Annotated in this window: 14 protein-coding genes; 11 read left to right on the top strand and 3 right to left on the bottom strand. The window is 63.5% G+C overall.

Annotated elements, in window-relative coordinates:
• Nucleotides 1–67 precede the first annotated feature (67 nt).
• Nucleotides 68–1420, top strand: coding sequence for a M20/M25/M40 family metallo-hydrolase (locus tag JOF28_RS07760; RefSeq protein WP_342452121.1), 1353 nt, complete (start codon nucleotides 68–70; stop codon nucleotides 1418–1420).
• 49 nt (nucleotides 1421–1469) lie between these two features.
• On the opposite strand, the gene JOF28_RS07755 is transcribed toward JOF28_RS07760, so the two are convergent.
• The gene (locus tag JOF28_RS07755; RefSeq protein ID WP_209705244.1) at nucleotides 1470–2732 is read right to left on the bottom strand and encodes a D-alanyl-D-alanine carboxypeptidase family protein; all 1263 of its coding nucleotides are present in this window, start codon (nucleotides 2730–2732) and stop codon (nucleotides 1470–1472) included.
• Nucleotides 2733–2833: 101 nt separating this feature from the next.
• Between JOF28_RS07755 and JOF28_RS07750 the strand changes: the two genes are divergently transcribed.
• The 5 genes from JOF28_RS07750 (at nucleotide 2834) to cas3 (ending at nucleotide 9206) form a co-directional block, all read left to right on the top strand.
• Nucleotides 2834–4315 (top strand): OFA family MFS transporter, encoded by a 1482-nt coding sequence (locus JOF28_RS07750; protein ID WP_342452120.1) that lies wholly within the window; start codon nucleotides 2834–2836, stop codon nucleotides 4313–4315.
• The gene (locus JOF28_RS14695) at nucleotides 4308–4439 is read left to right on the top strand and encodes an MFS transporter small subunit (RefSeq protein ID WP_280909314.1); all 132 of its coding nucleotides are present in this window, start codon (nucleotides 4308–4310) and stop codon (nucleotides 4437–4439) included. Before JOF28_RS07750 ends, JOF28_RS14695 begins: the two co-directional genes overlap by 8 nt.
• A gap of 150 nt (nucleotides 4440–4589) precedes the next feature.
• On the top strand, nucleotides 4590–5765 hold the full coding sequence (locus tag JOF28_RS07745; RefSeq protein WP_209705243.1) for an acetyl-CoA C-acyltransferase: 1176 nt from the start codon (nucleotides 4590–4592) through the stop codon (nucleotides 5763–5765).
• Between the two features lie 78 nt (nucleotides 5766–5843).
• The gene (locus JOF28_RS07740; RefSeq protein WP_209705242.1) at nucleotides 5844–6935 is read left to right on the top strand and encodes an FUSC family protein; all 1092 of its coding nucleotides are present in this window, start codon (nucleotides 5844–5846) and stop codon (nucleotides 6933–6935) included.
• A 99-nt stretch (nucleotides 6936–7034) separates the two neighbouring features.
• Nucleotides 7035–9206: a CRISPR-associated helicase Cas3' gene (gene cas3, locus JOF28_RS07735; RefSeq protein ID WP_209705241.1), complete on the top strand. Its 2172-nt coding sequence runs from the start codon at nucleotides 7035–7037 to the stop codon at nucleotides 9204–9206.
• 26 nt (nucleotides 9207–9232) lie between these two features.
• On the opposite strand, the gene JOF28_RS07730 is transcribed toward cas3, so the two are convergent.
• Nucleotides 9233–10483, bottom strand: a complete 1251-nt coding sequence (locus tag JOF28_RS07730; protein WP_071044057.1) for an IS256 family transposase — start codon at nucleotides 10481–10483, stop codon at nucleotides 9233–9235.
• A 138-nt stretch (nucleotides 10484–10621) separates the two neighbouring features.
• Between JOF28_RS07730 and JOF28_RS07725 the strand changes: the two genes are divergently transcribed.
• Genes JOF28_RS07725 through JOF28_RS07715 form a run of 3 tightly spaced genes read left to right on the top strand, consistent with a single transcriptional unit; the run spans nucleotide 10622 to nucleotide 12807 of the window.
• Nucleotides 10622–11173: a Gfo/Idh/MocA family oxidoreductase gene (locus JOF28_RS07725; RefSeq protein WP_209705240.1), complete on the top strand. Its 552-nt coding sequence runs from the start codon at nucleotides 10622–10624 to the stop codon at nucleotides 11171–11173.
• A 1-nt stretch (nucleotide 11174) separates the two neighbouring features.
• Entirely contained in the window at nucleotides 11175–12023 is an 849-nt protein-coding gene (locus tag JOF28_RS07720) for a fumarylacetoacetate hydrolase family protein (protein ID WP_209705239.1), read from the top strand.
• Between the two features lie 22 nt (nucleotides 12024–12045).
• A complete protein-coding gene (locus tag JOF28_RS07715; RefSeq protein WP_209705238.1) occupies nucleotides 12046–12807 on the top strand; it encodes an SDR family NAD(P)-dependent oxidoreductase in 762 nt (253 codons plus the stop codon).
• 163 nt (nucleotides 12808–12970) lie between these two features.
• Here JOF28_RS07715 and JOF28_RS07710 read toward each other — a convergent pair whose 3' ends face one another.
• Nucleotides 12971–13813 carry an alpha/beta fold hydrolase gene (locus JOF28_RS07710; protein WP_209705237.1) on the bottom strand — a complete coding sequence of 281 codons (843 nt, stop codon included), beginning with the start codon at nucleotides 13811–13813 and terminating at the stop codon, nucleotides 12971–12973.
• A 106-nt stretch (nucleotides 13814–13919) separates the two neighbouring features.
• On the opposite strand from JOF28_RS07710, the gene JOF28_RS07705 reads away from it, so the two are divergent.
• Both JOF28_RS07705 and JOF28_RS07700 read left to right on the top strand, forming a co-directional pair.
• The gene (locus JOF28_RS07705; RefSeq protein WP_209705236.1) at nucleotides 13920–14504 is read left to right on the top strand and encodes a TetR/AcrR family transcriptional regulator; all 585 of its coding nucleotides are present in this window, start codon (nucleotides 13920–13922) and stop codon (nucleotides 14502–14504) included.
• Between the two features lie 163 nt (nucleotides 14505–14667).
• Entirely contained in the window at nucleotides 14668–15630 is a 963-nt protein-coding gene (locus tag JOF28_RS07700; RefSeq protein WP_209705235.1) for an aldo/keto reductase, read from the top strand.
• The last annotated feature ends 41 nt before the right edge of the window (nucleotides 15631–15671 follow it).

Here is a 15671-nt window from a genome sequence, read left to right as displayed (position 1 = left end):
TGTGAGCGCGAAGCCGAGAGCGTATTCGGCATAGAGTGGGGGTAGCTGACTCAAGGGGGAGACCGGAGTGACGAGAACGATGGAAGCCGACGCGACCGATGCCGGCCTGAACGACACGGTGGCACTGCTGCAGGCCATGATTCGCGAGGCGTGCGTCAATGACGGCTCGGTGGAATCGGGGCAAGAGGTGCGCAACGTCAACGTGCTGCAGCGGTTTCTCGCCGGTGCGGTCGCGACGGGGCGGCTCGAGGTACACGTGTACGCATCGGCCCCAGGGCGCTCATCACTGATCGCTCGCGTGCGTGGCACCGACCCCGATGCGCCCGCGCTCGGGCTCGTCGGGCACCTCGACGTGGTACCCGTGAACCCCGACGGCTGGAGCCGCAACCCGTTTGGCGGCGAACTCATCGACGGCGAGATTTGGGGCCGCGGAGCTGTCGATATGCTCTACCTCACGGCCGCCTTCGCCACCGTGCTGCGCGATGCCGCGCTGTCAGACACCCCGTTGCGCGGCGACCTCGTGCTGCTCGCCGTTGCCGATGAAGAAGCCGGCAGCGAGCACGGCATCCACTGGCTGCTGCGCGAGCACGCCGCCGCCGTGCACGTCACCGAAGCGATCTCAGAATCAGGCGGCATGCGCATGGGCCGCCACGTCGCCATCGAGGTCGCCGAAAAGGGCTCGGCCGGCCGCCGCCTCGTGGTGCACGGCACCCCCGGCCACGCCTCCATTCCCTATGGTGCCGCTGGCGCCGTCACCCGCATGGGTGAGGTGCTGAACCGGCTCAGCTCGGTCACCCCGATCGCCCAGCTCGGCCCGCTCTGGGCGGCGTTCGTGAACGCCCGTATCGATGACCCCGAGCTCGCCGAGCGCATGCTCGACCCCGTGCGACTGGACGCGGTGCTGCCCAAGCTCGGCGGCATCGCGGGGTACGCGCACGCGATCTCGCGCATCACGATCTCACCGACCATTCTGCGCTCGGGGCATACCCACAACGTGATCCCGTCGCACGGTGAACTCGACCTTGATATTCGCACCCTCCCCGGCACCACCGACGCCGAGGTCGACGAACTGCTGCGCGCGATGCTCGGCGACCTCGCCGATGCGGTCGAGATCGAACACCTGCGCGGCTGGCCCGCCACCGCCTCACCCGCCACCACCCCGCTGTTCGCGGCGATCGAGCGCGCCGTCACCGAGGTGAGCGGTGAACCGGTAGTGCCCATCATGGCGGCCGGCGGTTCAGACAACCGAGTGCTGCGCGGCATCGGCATCCCCGCCTACGGCTTCGGGCTGCTGGGCCCCGAATGGAGCTATGAGAAATACCGCGAGGGTGTGCACGGCAACAACGAGCGCATCGACCTCGGCTCGATCGGCCTCACGCTCGCCGCGCTGCGCCGGATCGTGGCCGACCGGGTCGGTTAGGGGAGGTGAGGCGGCGTTCGCCGCCTCACCTCGCTACCGCCTCACCTCGCTACGGCAGCAACTCGAGGGGGTGCGTGAACCGCCACCAGAAGGTTGCCTCTTCGATCGCCGCGGCGGTGACCACCGCGATCTCCTCAGAACCGGTGGGGGAGTCGACCATAATCACGCCCGCGGCCTGCCCCGCAGCGCCTGGGGCGGGCTGTGACAGTTCAAGCGTGCGCGTGGCCGATTCACCGGGGGTGAGCACGGCGGTGGCTGATCCGGAGCTGATGACAGAAACCTCTTCGCCCGTGAACGTCGTCACCGAGCCCAGCACCTCGCCCTCTTCGACGAGCGTTACGAGCTGCGGCAGCGGCTCGAGCGCGGCGAGCATATCGCGGCCAGAAGACGCGCGCTCCTCGACCGATCCGCGGCCCATGGTGACCGAGATCTTCACGAGCTTGCGGCCCGCAGCATCGGTTTCTTGTGCAGCGATGAGGTTGAATCCGGCTGAGCTCGAGCGGCCCGTTTTCAGGCCGAGCATATTGGGCAGCTCGGCGAGCAACGGATTGGTGTTCTCGATCACGCCGATGCCCCAGGGCAGCTCGGCAGACTGCAGATTGGTGAACTGGGTGACGGTGGGGTTCGCGAGGGCGAGGCGGGCGATGCGCACCAGATCGGCGGCGTTGGCCTGGTTGCCCTCATCCATGCCGGTGGGCTCGACGAACGTGAGCGACTCGATGCCGTTGCGGGCCTGCCAATCGGCGACCGCGGCAAGAAAGTCCTCATTGGTGCCAAACACCTGCAGCGCATAGGCCGACGCGAAATCATTGGCCGAGGGCAGGAAGATGAGCGTGAGCATTTGGCGCAGCGTGATCTCGGTGCCCGCGGGGATCGGGTAGGCGACCCCATCGAGCGAGATGTAGTGATTTTGGAGGGCGACATCGGCGTCGGTCCAGGTGTAGGTGGGGCCGTCTTCGCCGGGGGCGAGGGGCTGGGCCTCGAGCGCCACCAGCACAGTGACGAGCTTCGAAATGCTCGCGAGCGGGTAGGCGGTGTCATCGTTCGTGAAGACCGCCTCGTCGTGCAGCCAGCCGACCGCGGTGGGAAGCGGCTGGGCGTCAACAACCGCCTGCGCGGCAGCCGTATCGGCCGTGATCGTAAGCTCGGTGTCGCCCGCAGCCGTCACATCGGCGGCGGCCACCTCGGTGGCGGCAACGGTCGCCGTGTACCCGCCGACGAGCAGCAGCGCGATGATGAGAGCTGCCGAGATGGCGGCAACGGGACGCGGCTTGGCACGAGAGGCGGCGCGAGAAACGTTCGAACTAGTCACCGCTCCAGCCTAGGCTGCTCACCGCGGGGTTCTGCTGATTGATCGAAGTGGCGCCTAGTTTGAGCCGCGGGGACGGGTGTAGGCTCCCACCGACGTCATTTATGACGACGGCAACGAAGCCGTCGGGGGCGTCGGGCGGTGTCGCTGAAGCGCCACTCAAGACGGGAGACCCGATGAAAGCAGGATTCCTAGAACGACGGCGCATTGAGGCGCGGCCAGGCTGGTCGAGGTGGCTGATTCCCCCAGCCGCGTTGTCGATCCACCTATCGATCGGCCAGGCGTACAGCTGGAGCGTGTTTAAGCCCGCGCTCGAGCACGGCCTCGGGGTCTCTGAGGTACAAAGCGCGCTGCCGTTCACCGTGGCCATCATCGTGCTGGGCCTATCGGCCGCGATATTTGGCACGCAGGTTGATTCGCGCGGGCCACGCTGGGCGATGTTTGTATCGTCGTGCTGTTTTCTCGTCGGGTTCTTGCTGACCGCGCTGGGATTCTTCACCAGCCAGTACTGGCTGGTGCTGCTGGGGTACGGCGGAGTCTTTGGCATCGCGCTCGGCATCGGCTACATCTCGCCAGTCTCGACGCTGATGAAGTGGTTCCCCGACCGCCCCGGGCTCGCGACGGGCATCGCGATCATGGGATTTGGTGGCGGCGCACTCATCGCGGCGCCCCTGGGTAACTCGCTGCTCAACAGGTTTGGCGGCAACTACACGCCAGCCGATACGGCCGCGGGCATCGCCGAGCACCTGCCAGACCCCGCAGGCATTGGCAAAGCGTTTCTCGTGTTGGCCGTGGGCTATTCGATCTTTATGGCGCTCGGCTGGTTGCTGATTCGTGTGCCGGCGCCGGGCTGGCAGCCGCAAGGCTGGGATCCGGGGCAGGTAAAAACCCACGGCCTCATCACCACCAATAACGTGTCGGCGAACAACGCGTTGAAGACGCCGCAATTTTGGCTGCTGTGGGTGGTGCTGTGCTTCAACACGACCGCGGGCATCGGCATTCTTGAGAAAGCCTCGCCCATGTTTCAGGAATACTTCCCTGGCGTCGCGGGTCTCGCCGCGGCCGCAGCTGGGTTTGTGGCGATCCTGTCGCTCGCGAACTCGATCGGTAGGTTCTGCTGGTCGACCCTCTCAGACACGTTTGGGCGCAAGAACATGTACCGCCTCTATCTGGGCGTCGGCGCGCTGCTGTACTTCGGCATGATTGTGATGGGGAACTCCAATAAGCCCCTCTTTCTCGTCAGCACGATCTTGATCATTTCGTTCTACGGGGCGGGGTTTGCGACCGTTCCCGCGTATCTGCGCGACCTCTTTGGCACCTACCAGGTCGGCGCGATTCACGGCCGGCTGCTGACCGCCTGGTCAACCGCCGGTGTGCTGGGGCCGGTGATCATCAACGCGATCTCAGAGCAGCAGCACGAGGCCGGGCTGACCGGGCCACCCGCGTTTCAGCCCGCGTTCATCATCATGGTCGTGCTGCTGGTGATTGGGTTCGTTTGCAACGAGCTGATTCGCCCGGTGCAGCCGAAGTATTTCGAGCCCGTGCGCACTGCGCAGGCAAACGAGAAGGGAGCGGCTCATGAGTGAGCGCACTGAAGATCGCCCGGTACCGCGCCCGCTCATTGTGCTGGCGTGGGCGTGGGTCGTCATTCCCTTTGGGTACGGGCTCTGGCAGCTTGTGCTGAAGATTCCGGGCCTGTTCGGCAGCTGAGCGCTGCGGGGCGGTGCTCGGGTCGCACACTCGCGAGCGGCCTGACTGTGCGAAGACGGCCGAGCCCGCCCCGCCAAACTCGGGCAAGATAGAGCCTAGGCAATGGGTGCTCATACCCCTCGTGCCGACGACGCTAGAGGAGACACACTGATGACTGCGCTGATTGCTGGCTACGCCCGCACTCCGTTCACCAAGTTCACTGGACAGTTCGCGGCCCAGCCCGGGACCGTGCTGGGGGCGCACGCGGTGACGGCAGCGCTATCGCGAGCGGGCATTGCCCCGGATCAGGTCGAGCAGGTCATCGCCGGTCAGGTGCTGCAGGCCGGCGCCGGCCAAAACCCCGCACGCCAGACCGCCGTGGGTGCGGGCATTCCCCTCACCGTGCCCGCGATCACCCTGAACGCCGTGTGCCTGTCGGGCGTGGAAGCCGTATCTCAGGCCGTACGCCTGATCAACGCGGGCGAAGCCGAGATCGTCGTGGCCGTTGGCCAAGAGTCGATGTCGCTCGCGCCCCACTACATGCAGCTGCGCGCCGGCACCAAGTACGGCGCGGCACCGCTCACTGACACGATCGATCACGACGCCCTGACCGACGCCTTCGAGCGCACCGGCATGGGTATCTTGACCGAGGCAGGTAACACCCCGCTGGGCATCTCACGCGAGCAGCAGGATGAGTTCTCGGCGGCATCGCACCAGCGCGCGGCCGCCTCGGCCGAGTTCTTCGCGGGTGAGATCGCACCGTTCACGGTGACCTCGCGCCGCGGCGACACCGTGGTGAGCGCCGACGACGGCATTCGTGCGCAGACCACGGCCGAGTCCCTCGCGGGTCTGCGCCCGGCATTCACGAAGGACGGCACGATCACCGCGGGTAACTCCTCGCAGATCACTGACGGTGCCGCGGCACTCGTCATCGTGAGTGAGGCCGCAGCTGAGCGCCTCGGCCTCACCGCGATCGCACGCGTCGAAGCGACCGCATTTGTGGCGGGCCCTGACGTGCAGCTGCACTCGCAGCCGGCCCGCGCGATCACCGCGGCCCTCGCGAAGGTGTCGGGTGGCGCTGTGGCCGCTGACCTGCAGGCCGTCGAAATCAACGAGGCGTTCGCTTCGGTGGGAGTGCAGTCGACGCAAGAACTCGGCATCGACCCCGCGATCGTAAACCCGCACGGCGGCGCGATCTCGCTCGGTCACCCGGTGGGCGCCTCGGGCGCTCGCATCATCGGCACGCTGGCGCGCCAGCTCGCCGAGATTGGATCGGGATCCCTCGGCGCCGTGGGCATCTGCGGTGGCGGCGGCCAGGGCAGCGCGGTCGTACTGCGCGCGCTGTAACCGCGATCGGTTCAGGGGGCTGCGCCCCCTGAACCGTCATGGAGGAGGGGCTGCGTTCGCCGCTGTAGAATAGAAACAATGAATCAGGCGAACGCAGCTAACCACAGTTGGCGCGACGCCGGAGGTGCGGCGCTGCGCAGCCTCTTCCGGCTGCCGCCCGGCCCCGGGGGTCGCGCGGCCACCGCTACCCGCACCGCGTTAGCGCTCGGTATTCCGTTGCTCATCGCGACCATTCTGGGGCACCAAGAAATCGGGTTGCAGGCCGCCGGTGGCGCCTTCACCGCGATCTACGCCTCGGGTATGAACACGCGAGAGCGAGCCAAGGTGCTGCCGATCGTGGCGCTGTTGCTGTTCGCTGCAGCCTGCGCCGGTGTGGCGCTCTCGCCCTGGCCCTGGGCCGTCGCGATCGGTCTTGTCGTCGTGACCATCGTGTTTTGCGCGATCGCGTTCGCGTTTCGCCTCGGCCCGCCCGGCCCCGTGTTTATCGTGCTGGTGTATGGACTGTCGGCTAACGTCACTGCGGTGCACGACGGTGTGCGGCGCAACGACCCCTGGATCTACCTGGCGCTTTTCTTGTGTGGCACCCTCACCGCGTACCTGGTATCCATCTCGCCCCTGGTGATGAAGCGCGTGCGTCAGGCCGCTGCGAGACCGCTCTCGGAGCTGCTGCCTGGGCCGTGGCTGGGATCTGGCGGGCGCATTCTCGTGCTGCGCGTAACAATTGTGGCGGTCGTGGGCCTGGCCGTAAGTTTGCTCTGGCTCGACCCAAGTCGCGCCTACTGGACTGTGGCCACCGGCGTGACCGTGGTGGGCCTCGTCGCCGTGCGCGAGCTCTCCCTCAGCCGTGGCCTGCACCGCGTCGTCGGCACGCTGATCGGTGCCGTGCTGTTCTTCGCCATCGCTCCGTTGGGGGCCTACCCATGGGTGATGCTGGTGATCTTGGTCGGCTGCCAGTTCAGCATCGAGTTCGTGGTGGCCCGCAACTATGCGCTGGCTCTCGTGCTCATCACTCCGCTGGTGCTGTTCATCAATGAGATCGCCGCGGGCATCTCTGACGTCTCAACCATCGCGGGCGAACGCGTGGTCGACACCATTGTGGGCGCGGCGATCGCGATGCTCACCATGGGGCTGCACGGACTACAGAAGCAGGATCCTTCAGACTCTGCGTAGGGTAGGGCGGCTTTTGACGTTCGTATGAACGCGGTCGAACGTGAATGTCTGAGGCCGAGGCTAGGCTCAGGGGCATCCTGACCGAGTGAATGGAGCCTCATGATCGTCTTGCCGCCACCGAATGATCCGCTGGTTCGAGCCGCCTGGGCGAAAGCCGACCGGAACGGCGATACCTGGTTTCCGCTGTACGCCCACCTTGCCGACACGGCTGCGGTGGCAAGTGAGTTGTTTGATAGCTGGCTCTCTGAATCTCAGCGACGGCTGCTGGCGCAGCACCTGGGGAACGAAATGCTCGCTCGCAAGCTCTCTATTTGGGTCGCTGCGGCCCATGACGTGGGTAAAGCCACCGCGGCATTTGCCGTCAAGGTGCCGTTTGCGCGTGAGCTGATGGCGAATACGGGGTTTAAGTTTCCCATCCCAGACCCTACCCCGCGCGAGCAAAGCGCATACCCGCACGGGCTCGCCGGGCAACTTGCGGTCGATACCTATCTCTATGCCAAAACCGAGCACCTGGCTGGTGACGGTCGGCTGGGAAGGAGGAACCGGCCGTGGACGCGTCTCGCAGAGGTGATCGGTGGCCATCACGGGGTCTTCCCTAATGCCGCTACTCAGGTGCCGCCGCAATTTTCGGCGCACGAGAGCCCTGAATGGCATCGCGTGCGCGTGGATCTGCTGCAGCGTGCAGACCAGATGGCCGATCTCAGCGATGAAGACTGGCGGGTGATTCTTGCGGCGCGCGTTCCCGAAAGTGTGCAGGCCCTTTTAACCGGTTTCTTGATCGTGTGCGACTGGATTGCTTCGAGTGAGTGGCACTTTCCATACGAGGCAGGGCTACCAGCTCATGAACGAACTCGCCCTGACGAGCGGGCTCGAAGCGCTCTCAAACAGCTACGTTTTGGGGAGCACTGGGCACCCCAAGAGATTAACGACGTGGAGAGCTACTTTCACCAGCGCTTCGGCATCGAAGTCGTGCGACCGGTGCAACGAGATGTGGTCGCGCTGGTCGCGGGAATCAAGGAGCCTTCATTCACGCTCATTGAAGCGCCCACCGGTGAGGGAAAAACGGAGGCTGGCTTTGCGGCCGCTGAAGCGCTCGCGGCGAAGTTTGGGCTGCACGGGGCTGCGATGCTGTTGCCCACGCGAGCTACGACGAACGCGATGTTTGGGCGCATGCTGTCATGGCTCGAAACCGGCGATGTGCCGGTGACGGTTTCTCTGGCTCACGCCAAAGCAGAATTCGATTCTCGCTTTGCTGGTCTCTTCAGCGATCAAGGAGAACGATCTCGACGCAGCTATGACGAAACCACCAACACGTTGGTTAACTATTGGATGCGTGGGCGCAAACGTAACACGTTCGCAGACTTCGTCGCCGCGACCATCGATCAGCAACTGTTTATGGCGCTTAAAGCTCGACACGGGGTGCTGAGGCACCTGTCTTTCTCGGGCAAAGTAGTGATCATTGATGAAGTGCACGCTGCAGATGAGTACATGCGCACCTACCTGCTTCGTGCCCTGCAATGGTTGGGCAGTTACGGAACTCCCGTCGTCGCGCTCTCGGCCACATTGCCGCCGGCTCAGCGGGAAGCCCTATTGCACGCCTACCAACAGGGTGCACGGTACGGGTTGCCGCTAGCTGATGGCGAGCGGCGCAGACCAATCGGTGAGAGTGATCCGGTGCCCGAAGAGATTCAAGCGCTCGCGGCGGCCACGGAGTACCCGCTGATTACGGCAGTGGGCGCGACGCAGACGCACCAGGTTGCCCCCGAGCCATCGCCGCGAAGCACGGAGTATATTTTTGAATCCATCGACGATGAAGACCGGGTGGACGCGGTGCTTGCAGTTGTCAGCAACGGCGGCTGCGTAGCGGTGGTGTGCAATACCGTTGACCGGGCTCAGCAGATGTACGCCGAATTAGAGAGCCGACTTGGCGGTGATGTAGCGCTCTTCCACTCTAGATTTACCGTGGAGTCGCGAGGAGTCCGAGAAAACGAGCTCATCGATCGACTCGGCCCAAGAGGCGACCGCCCCAAACGCATGATTGTGGTTGCAACCCAGGTGGTCGAGTCATCCCTTGACGTTGACTTCGATGCAATGTTCACCGATATTGCACCGATGGACCTGCTCATCCAGCGCATTGGTCGAGTGCACCGTCACGATCGTGACCCCGAGGAGCGGCCAGCGACGATGCGGGTCGCGCGGATCATTTTGACCGGCGGCACACCCATGCTCGCCCCTGGTCACCCTCCGGTCAAGTCCCGTGGAGTGGTGTAACGATCATTCTTCGAGAATGAGCTTGGCTACGCAGTCAACGTGAGGGGTAGTTCCACAGCCACCTCCTCAGCAACGTTGTCCGTGATGAGGCGAACCCTGCAACGAGCCAACACCTCGAGTCCGAGGTATCGGCGGCCCTCCGCCCACTCGTCAGATTGCTCTGCCAGGACCGCTCCAACGAGCCGGGTGATCGCGTCTCGATTCGGGAAAATACCGACAACGTCAGTGCGACGTCTGATTTCTTTGTTGAGACGTTCGTTGGGGTTGTTCGACCAGATCTGCTGCCACACATCTTTCGGGAACGCCGTGAATGCGAGGATATCGGCGCGGGCAGCATCGAGATGATCGTGCACGCCAGGCAGTTTCTCGCCGACGTAGTCCAGGAGCCGGTCGAACTGTGCCTCGACAGCTGCAACGTCGGGCTGGTCATAGACGGAATGCAGCATTGCTTTCACGGCAGGCCACATCTGCTTCGGGCAGGCCGACATGAGGTTCGCGGCGTAGTGGGTGCGGCAACGCTGCCAACTGGTGCCGGGAAAGTTGGCCCGCATGGCCTCGACCAGGCCAGCGTGTGCGTCTGACGTGATGAGCTGCACTCCGGTCAGTCCTCTCGCGACGAGGTCCGCGAAGAACATGTTCCACGCCGCCCCGGTCTCGCTCGTCGCGACCTGCATGCCGAGCACTTCACGATGCCCATCGGCGTTGACGCCGGTCGCGACGAGCACGACCGTGTTGATCACTCGCCCGCCCTCACGTACTTTCATGGTGAGGGCGTCACACGCGACGAACGTGAACGGGCCGGCATCACTGAGCGGTCGGGTGCGGAACTCGGTGACGTGTTCGTCGAGATCAGTGGCCATGCGAGAGACCTGCGATTTCGACAGTGAGTGAATGCCGAGCGTTTTCACGAGTTTGTCCATGCGTCTCGTGGAGACACCAGCGAGGTAGGCGTCAGCGACGACGGTGATCATCGCTGACTCGGACCGTTTGCGTCGTTCGAGGAGCCAGTCAGGGAAGTAGCTGCCCTGCCGTAGTTTCGGGATCTGCACATCGATCGTGCCGACGCGGGTATCGAGCTCGCGGGCCCGGTACCCGTTGCGGGAGTTCGTGCGGTCTGGTGAAGGGGTGCCGTACTCGGCGCCGCAGACCGCGTCGGCCTCGGCGGAGAGGAGCGTGTTGATCATGGTGTGCAGCAGGGTGCGCATCAGATCTGGCGAAGCGTCGCCCAGGGCTTGGGTGAGAACAGCAGCAGGGTCGACAATAGAAGGAGTGGTCATCGGTGTGATGCCCTTTCGAGTGAGAGTTAGAAGGCTTCTCGAAGGTGTCCCCGGTGGCCACGCTGTTCTTTCAGTGGGGCCGTTGTTACTCGGGGTTCGTTATACCACTCTACGGGGCACTACTGGGAGATTTTCCCGGTGCTAGAGCTGGAACGCTTAGAAATCAATATGCACAGCGTGCACTACATCGATTTGATCCGGTCTTTCTTGGGTAATCCTTCTGGGATTAGCGCAGTGACAGAGCGTCACCCCGAGAAAACACATGCGACCTCACGAACGGTGATCCTCTTTCGTTATGAAGGTCGAGACATTCGCGTGGTCATCGCGACCAACCACGACCACATCTATGGCGAAGAACGCGAAGAAAGCTATGTCAAGTGGGAGGGCACCAAAGGCGCAATCTTTGCGCAGATGGGGCTGCTCCTTGACTATCCCCGCGGGCGTGAAGACCTCTTGCGCATTCACCGCAATGGCGCCTCCAGTTGGGAGGACGTCGAATTCTCTGGGTCTTGGTTCCCTGACGCCTTCATCGGCTCGATGGCAGCGATCCAAAGGTACCTTGAAGGCTCGGTTGACACCCTCGCGACCAGCGTCGAAGACGTCATCAACACTATGGCGGTCGTTGAAGCCGCCTATGAATCTGCAGCGGGACCAGGCATCCGCCCTGAATATTTGAAAGAGAGTGAATAGCATGCGCTTTATCAAGGTAGGCGAGTTTGGGCAGGAGACCCCAGCGGTCGAGGTTGATGGACGGCGACTCAGCCTCTCCTCAATCACCGCAGACATTGACGGGGCCTTCCTCTCGAATAACCCGGTAGCGGTTGTTGAACAGGCTCTCGCGGCAGGCGAACTTGAGGAACTTGATGCGGAGGCCCGGTTGGGATCTCCAATCGCGACGCCCGGCAAGATCGTCTGTGTCGGTCTGAACTATCGTGATCATGCCGCAGAAACGAACGCTGAGGTTCCGAAGGAGCCGGTGGTGTTTATGAAGGATCCGAGCACCATCGTGGGGCCGTTCGATGACGTCTATATTCCACGAAATTCAGTGAAGACCGACTGGGAAGTGGAACTTGGCGTGGTAATTGGCGCAGAGGCCCGCTATCTAGAGTCTCCTGAAGCTGCACGGGCTTCGATCGCGGGCTACGTGCTTTCTCACGATGTGTCGGAGCGCGAGTTTCAGCTCGAACGCGGGGGACAGTGGGACAAGGGCAAGAGCTGCGAACGATTTAACCCTCTTGGGCCGGTTCTCGTGACACCAGAAGAAATTGCTGACCCCGGCAACTTGAACCTGCGGCTCTCGGTGAATGGCGTTTTGCACCAGAACGGCAACACTAAGAATCTTATTTTCGGCATCGAATACGTCATCTGGTACCTGAGCCAGTTCATGGTGCTCCGCCCGGGTGACCTCATTAACACGGGCACCCCTGCGGGCGTAGCCCTCGGCATCGAAGGAAACCCTTATCTTCGTCCCGGCGATGTGGTGGAGCTGTCCATCGAAGGCTTGGGTTCGAGCAAGCAGCTGTTTGTTGCAGCACCGTAACTACTGAGGAAGAGAACCATTCATGAGTGAATTTGCAGGGTTGACCGCAATCGTTACCGGTGGTGCATCTGGAATTGGCGCTGAAACAGCGGCGGTGCTTGCGGAGCGTGGCGCACAAGTCGCTGTGCTTGACCTCAACCCAGCTGGAGCAGATGAGGCGTATCTTCGTGTGGCGTGCGACGTGTCAGATTCTCAATCTGTGGCGAGCGCCGTGGCCCAGGTCGTCGAACGCTTCGGCGGCATCGACATCGTGGTCAACAACGCTGGCATTAGCGCAGTGGGCACAGTAGAAGATAACCCAGATGACGAGTGGACCAAGGTTCTCAACATCAACGTTATGGGTATCGTTCGCGTGACCCGCGAGGCCCTGCCTCACCTGCGAAACTCTGATGCAGCTTCTGTCGTGAATCTGTGCTCGATTGCTGCGTTGAACGGCTTGCCCCAGCGGGCGCTATACGGCGCGACTAAGGGCGCAGTGCTTTCGCTGACCTACGCGATGGCAACGGATCATATTGCGGAGGGAGTTCGCGTGAATTGTGTGAGCCCCGCCACGGTGCACACGCCGTTTGTCGATCGCATGCTGCAGGGGTTTGCTGATCCGGTTGCCGAGAAGGCCGCGCTTGATGCGCGGCAGGCAACGGGGCGCATGGTGCAGCCGCGCGAAGTGGCTGAGGCTATTGCCTATCTGGCGAGCCCGCGCTCGGGCTCAGTGGTGGGTACCGCACTTGATGTTGACGCGGGCATGACGCATCTGCGTCCACGGAAGGTCAACGCAATTCAGTAACTGAAGTGAATTGTGTGAGCCCTCTATAAGCGACGGGGAAACACGGGCGGCGCGGGCGCCTGGCAGATAATGCCGGGTGCCCGCGCCGTTCGCATGAGCGTGCGAGACCGCACTGGTCGTTGGCTCAGCCGCGATACGAAGCCGTGTCCACCGAGGTGCTCGACTACTTGCCGACGAACGCCAGCAGTGCCTCGTTGACCTCTGCGGCGTGGGTCCACAGGAGGCCGTGAGGCGCGCCCTCGATCTTGACGTACTCGGCCTCGGGCAGCGCCTGCGTGAAGCGGCGGGCGGTCGCGTCGATGGGCAGAATGTTGTCCTTTGTGCCGTGCAAAATCAGGGAGGGCTTGCCGCTCGCGCGCACGGCCTGCACATCCTTGCGGAAGTCCTCGATCCACGATGACACCACAGCGTATGAGGCCACCGGGGCACTCGCGATGGCGGTGTTCCAGCTCGCGGTGACGGCCTCCTGACTGATGCGCGAGCCTAAGTTCTCGTCGAGGTTGTAGAAGTTCGAGAAGAAGTCGGTGAACCAGGCGTAGCGATCGCCCTTGGCGGCAGCAACAATGCCGTCGAAGACCTCCTGGGGCACGCCCCAGGCGTTGTCATCGGTGGCAACGAGGAACGGCTCCAGCGAGGCGAGGAAGGCAAGCTTGGCTACTCGGGCGTGACCAAACTTGGCCACGTACCGAGCGAGCTCGCCGGTGCCCATGGAGAAGCCGACCAAGATCACGTTCTCGAGGTCGAGGGTTTCGAGCACCGTGTTGAGGTCGCCAGCGAAGGTGTCGTAGTCATAGCCTGCGCCCACCTTGCTCGACTGGCCAAAGCCGCGGCGGTCGTAGGTGATGACGCGGTAGCCCGCAGCAAGTAGTTCGCGGGTCTGGCGCTCCCAGCTGTGGCCGTCGAGCGGGTAGCCGTGAATGAGCACGACGGGCTGGCCGGCGCCCTGATCTTCGTAGTAGAGGTCGATGGAGGTGCTGTTTTCGGTTCCAACTGTGATGTAACCCATGAGAGTGCTCCTTAGATCGAGTAACTAAGACTGCGAGAACGATCGTTCTCGCTGCGTGATTGTAACTTTAGAGAACGATCGTTCTCGTGTCAAGTACAATGGAAACATGACCGATGAAGAGGCACGCGAACTGGTACTTAGAGCCGCCGAAAATCTGTACTACAGCAAGGGTTACGCTGCGGTAGGGATGGACGAACTGCGCGCGACCGCCGGTGTGTCACTGCGTCGCCTGTATGGTCAGTTCGCCACCAAGAACGACATCGTCGCTGCGGTACTGGCGCGCAAACATGATGAATGGGAAGCTGGCGTCGCCGGGCGCGTAACCGCCGCGGGCGAGAGCCCCAAAGCGCAGCTGCTTGCGATCTACGACTATCTCGACGACTGGTTCTGCACGGGCAGCTTTCGCGGCTGCGCGTTTATCAACGCGTTTGGTGAGCTCGGAGCCACGCACCCTGAGGTTGCCAGCGTGGTGCAGCAGCATAAGGCCTCATTCCAGCGATACGTTGCCGGGCTTGTGGAGCAGCTCGGCGGCCCCGAATCCCTCGGGCCGCAGCTCGCAATGCTCGCCGAAGGGGCACAGAGCACCGCTGCGATTTCGGGAAACAACGGCTCAGCCCAGGTCGCGCGGTCTGCTGCCGAGGTGCTGATCGATGCGGCGCTTGCGGGATCCGGATCACGCAACGCGGGCTAAGTAAGCAGCACAGCGAGCCACCTAGAAGACCCCGCTCGCCCGCGTCACGAATCGACATCTGGCGGGCGCGATCGGGCCTCGCACGGGTGGTGCTGTTAGCGTCGAAGTGCGGCCCTCGCGGCCGCGATCACTGTGACCCGCATCGCCTGAAGGAGTTTCACATATGCCCCACCCCGCTCGCGTGCGCATTGGCGCATCGGCCCTCGAAATTACCCCGCTTGCCCTCGGCGGCAACGTCTTCGGTTGGACCGCCGACCGCGAAACTTCCTTCGACGTGCTCGACGCGTTTCTGGCTGGCGGCGGCAACTTCATCGACACCGCCGACGGCTACTCGCACTGGGTGCCGGGCAATGGCGGCGGCGAATCCGAGTTGATCATCGGCGAGTGGCTGGCGGCGCGCGGCAACCGCGATGCCGTCGTGATCGCGACCAAGGTCTCAACTCACCCGCAGTTCTTGGGCCTCGTCGCCGATAATGTTCGCGCCGCGGTCGACGCCTCGCTGGCCCGGCTGCAAACCGACTACATCGACCTGTACTACGCGCACTTCGACGACCCCGAGACCCCGCTCGCCGAAACCGTCGCCGCTTTCTCGGCGCTCGTAGACAGCGGCAAGATTCGTGCGATTGGCGTCTCGAACTACACGGCCGAGCGGGTTGCCGAGTGGATCCGGATCGCGCGCGACGGTGGCTTCCACCTGCCGGTGGCGCTGCAGCCCCATTACAACCTGGTGGAGCGCAGGTTCGAAACGAACGGCCTGCGCGAGGTCGCCGAGGCCGAGAACCTGGCAGTATTTCCGTACTTCTCGCTCGCCAAGGGATTCCTCGCGGGCAAGTACCGTGACGTGAGCGATACCACGGCAGCGGGCGCGAGCCCACGTGCCGCCGGGGCAGCCGAGTATCTCGACGATCGCGGCCGGGCGACCCTCGCGGCGCTCGACGCGATTGCGGCGGCGCACAGCGTGCCGGTCGCCACGGTATCGCTCGCCTGGTTGCGTGCGCAGTCGGTGATCACCGCGCCGATCGCGAGCGCCCGCACCGTGGAGCAGCTGCCCGCACTGCTCGCATCGGCGACGCTTGAGCTGTCAGCGGCAGAGGTGGCTGACCTCGCCGCCGCCTCTGCAGGCTAGGGAATTAGCAAAGAAACCGCGAAAGGGCGGTGGTATCTCGC

Source organism: Leucobacter exalbidus, from assembly GCF_017834145.1.
Classification (GTDB): Bacteria; Actinomycetota; Actinomycetes; order Actinomycetales; family Microbacteriaceae; genus Leucobacter; species Leucobacter exalbidus.
This window is presented reverse-complemented; position numbering and strand designations above follow the sequence as displayed.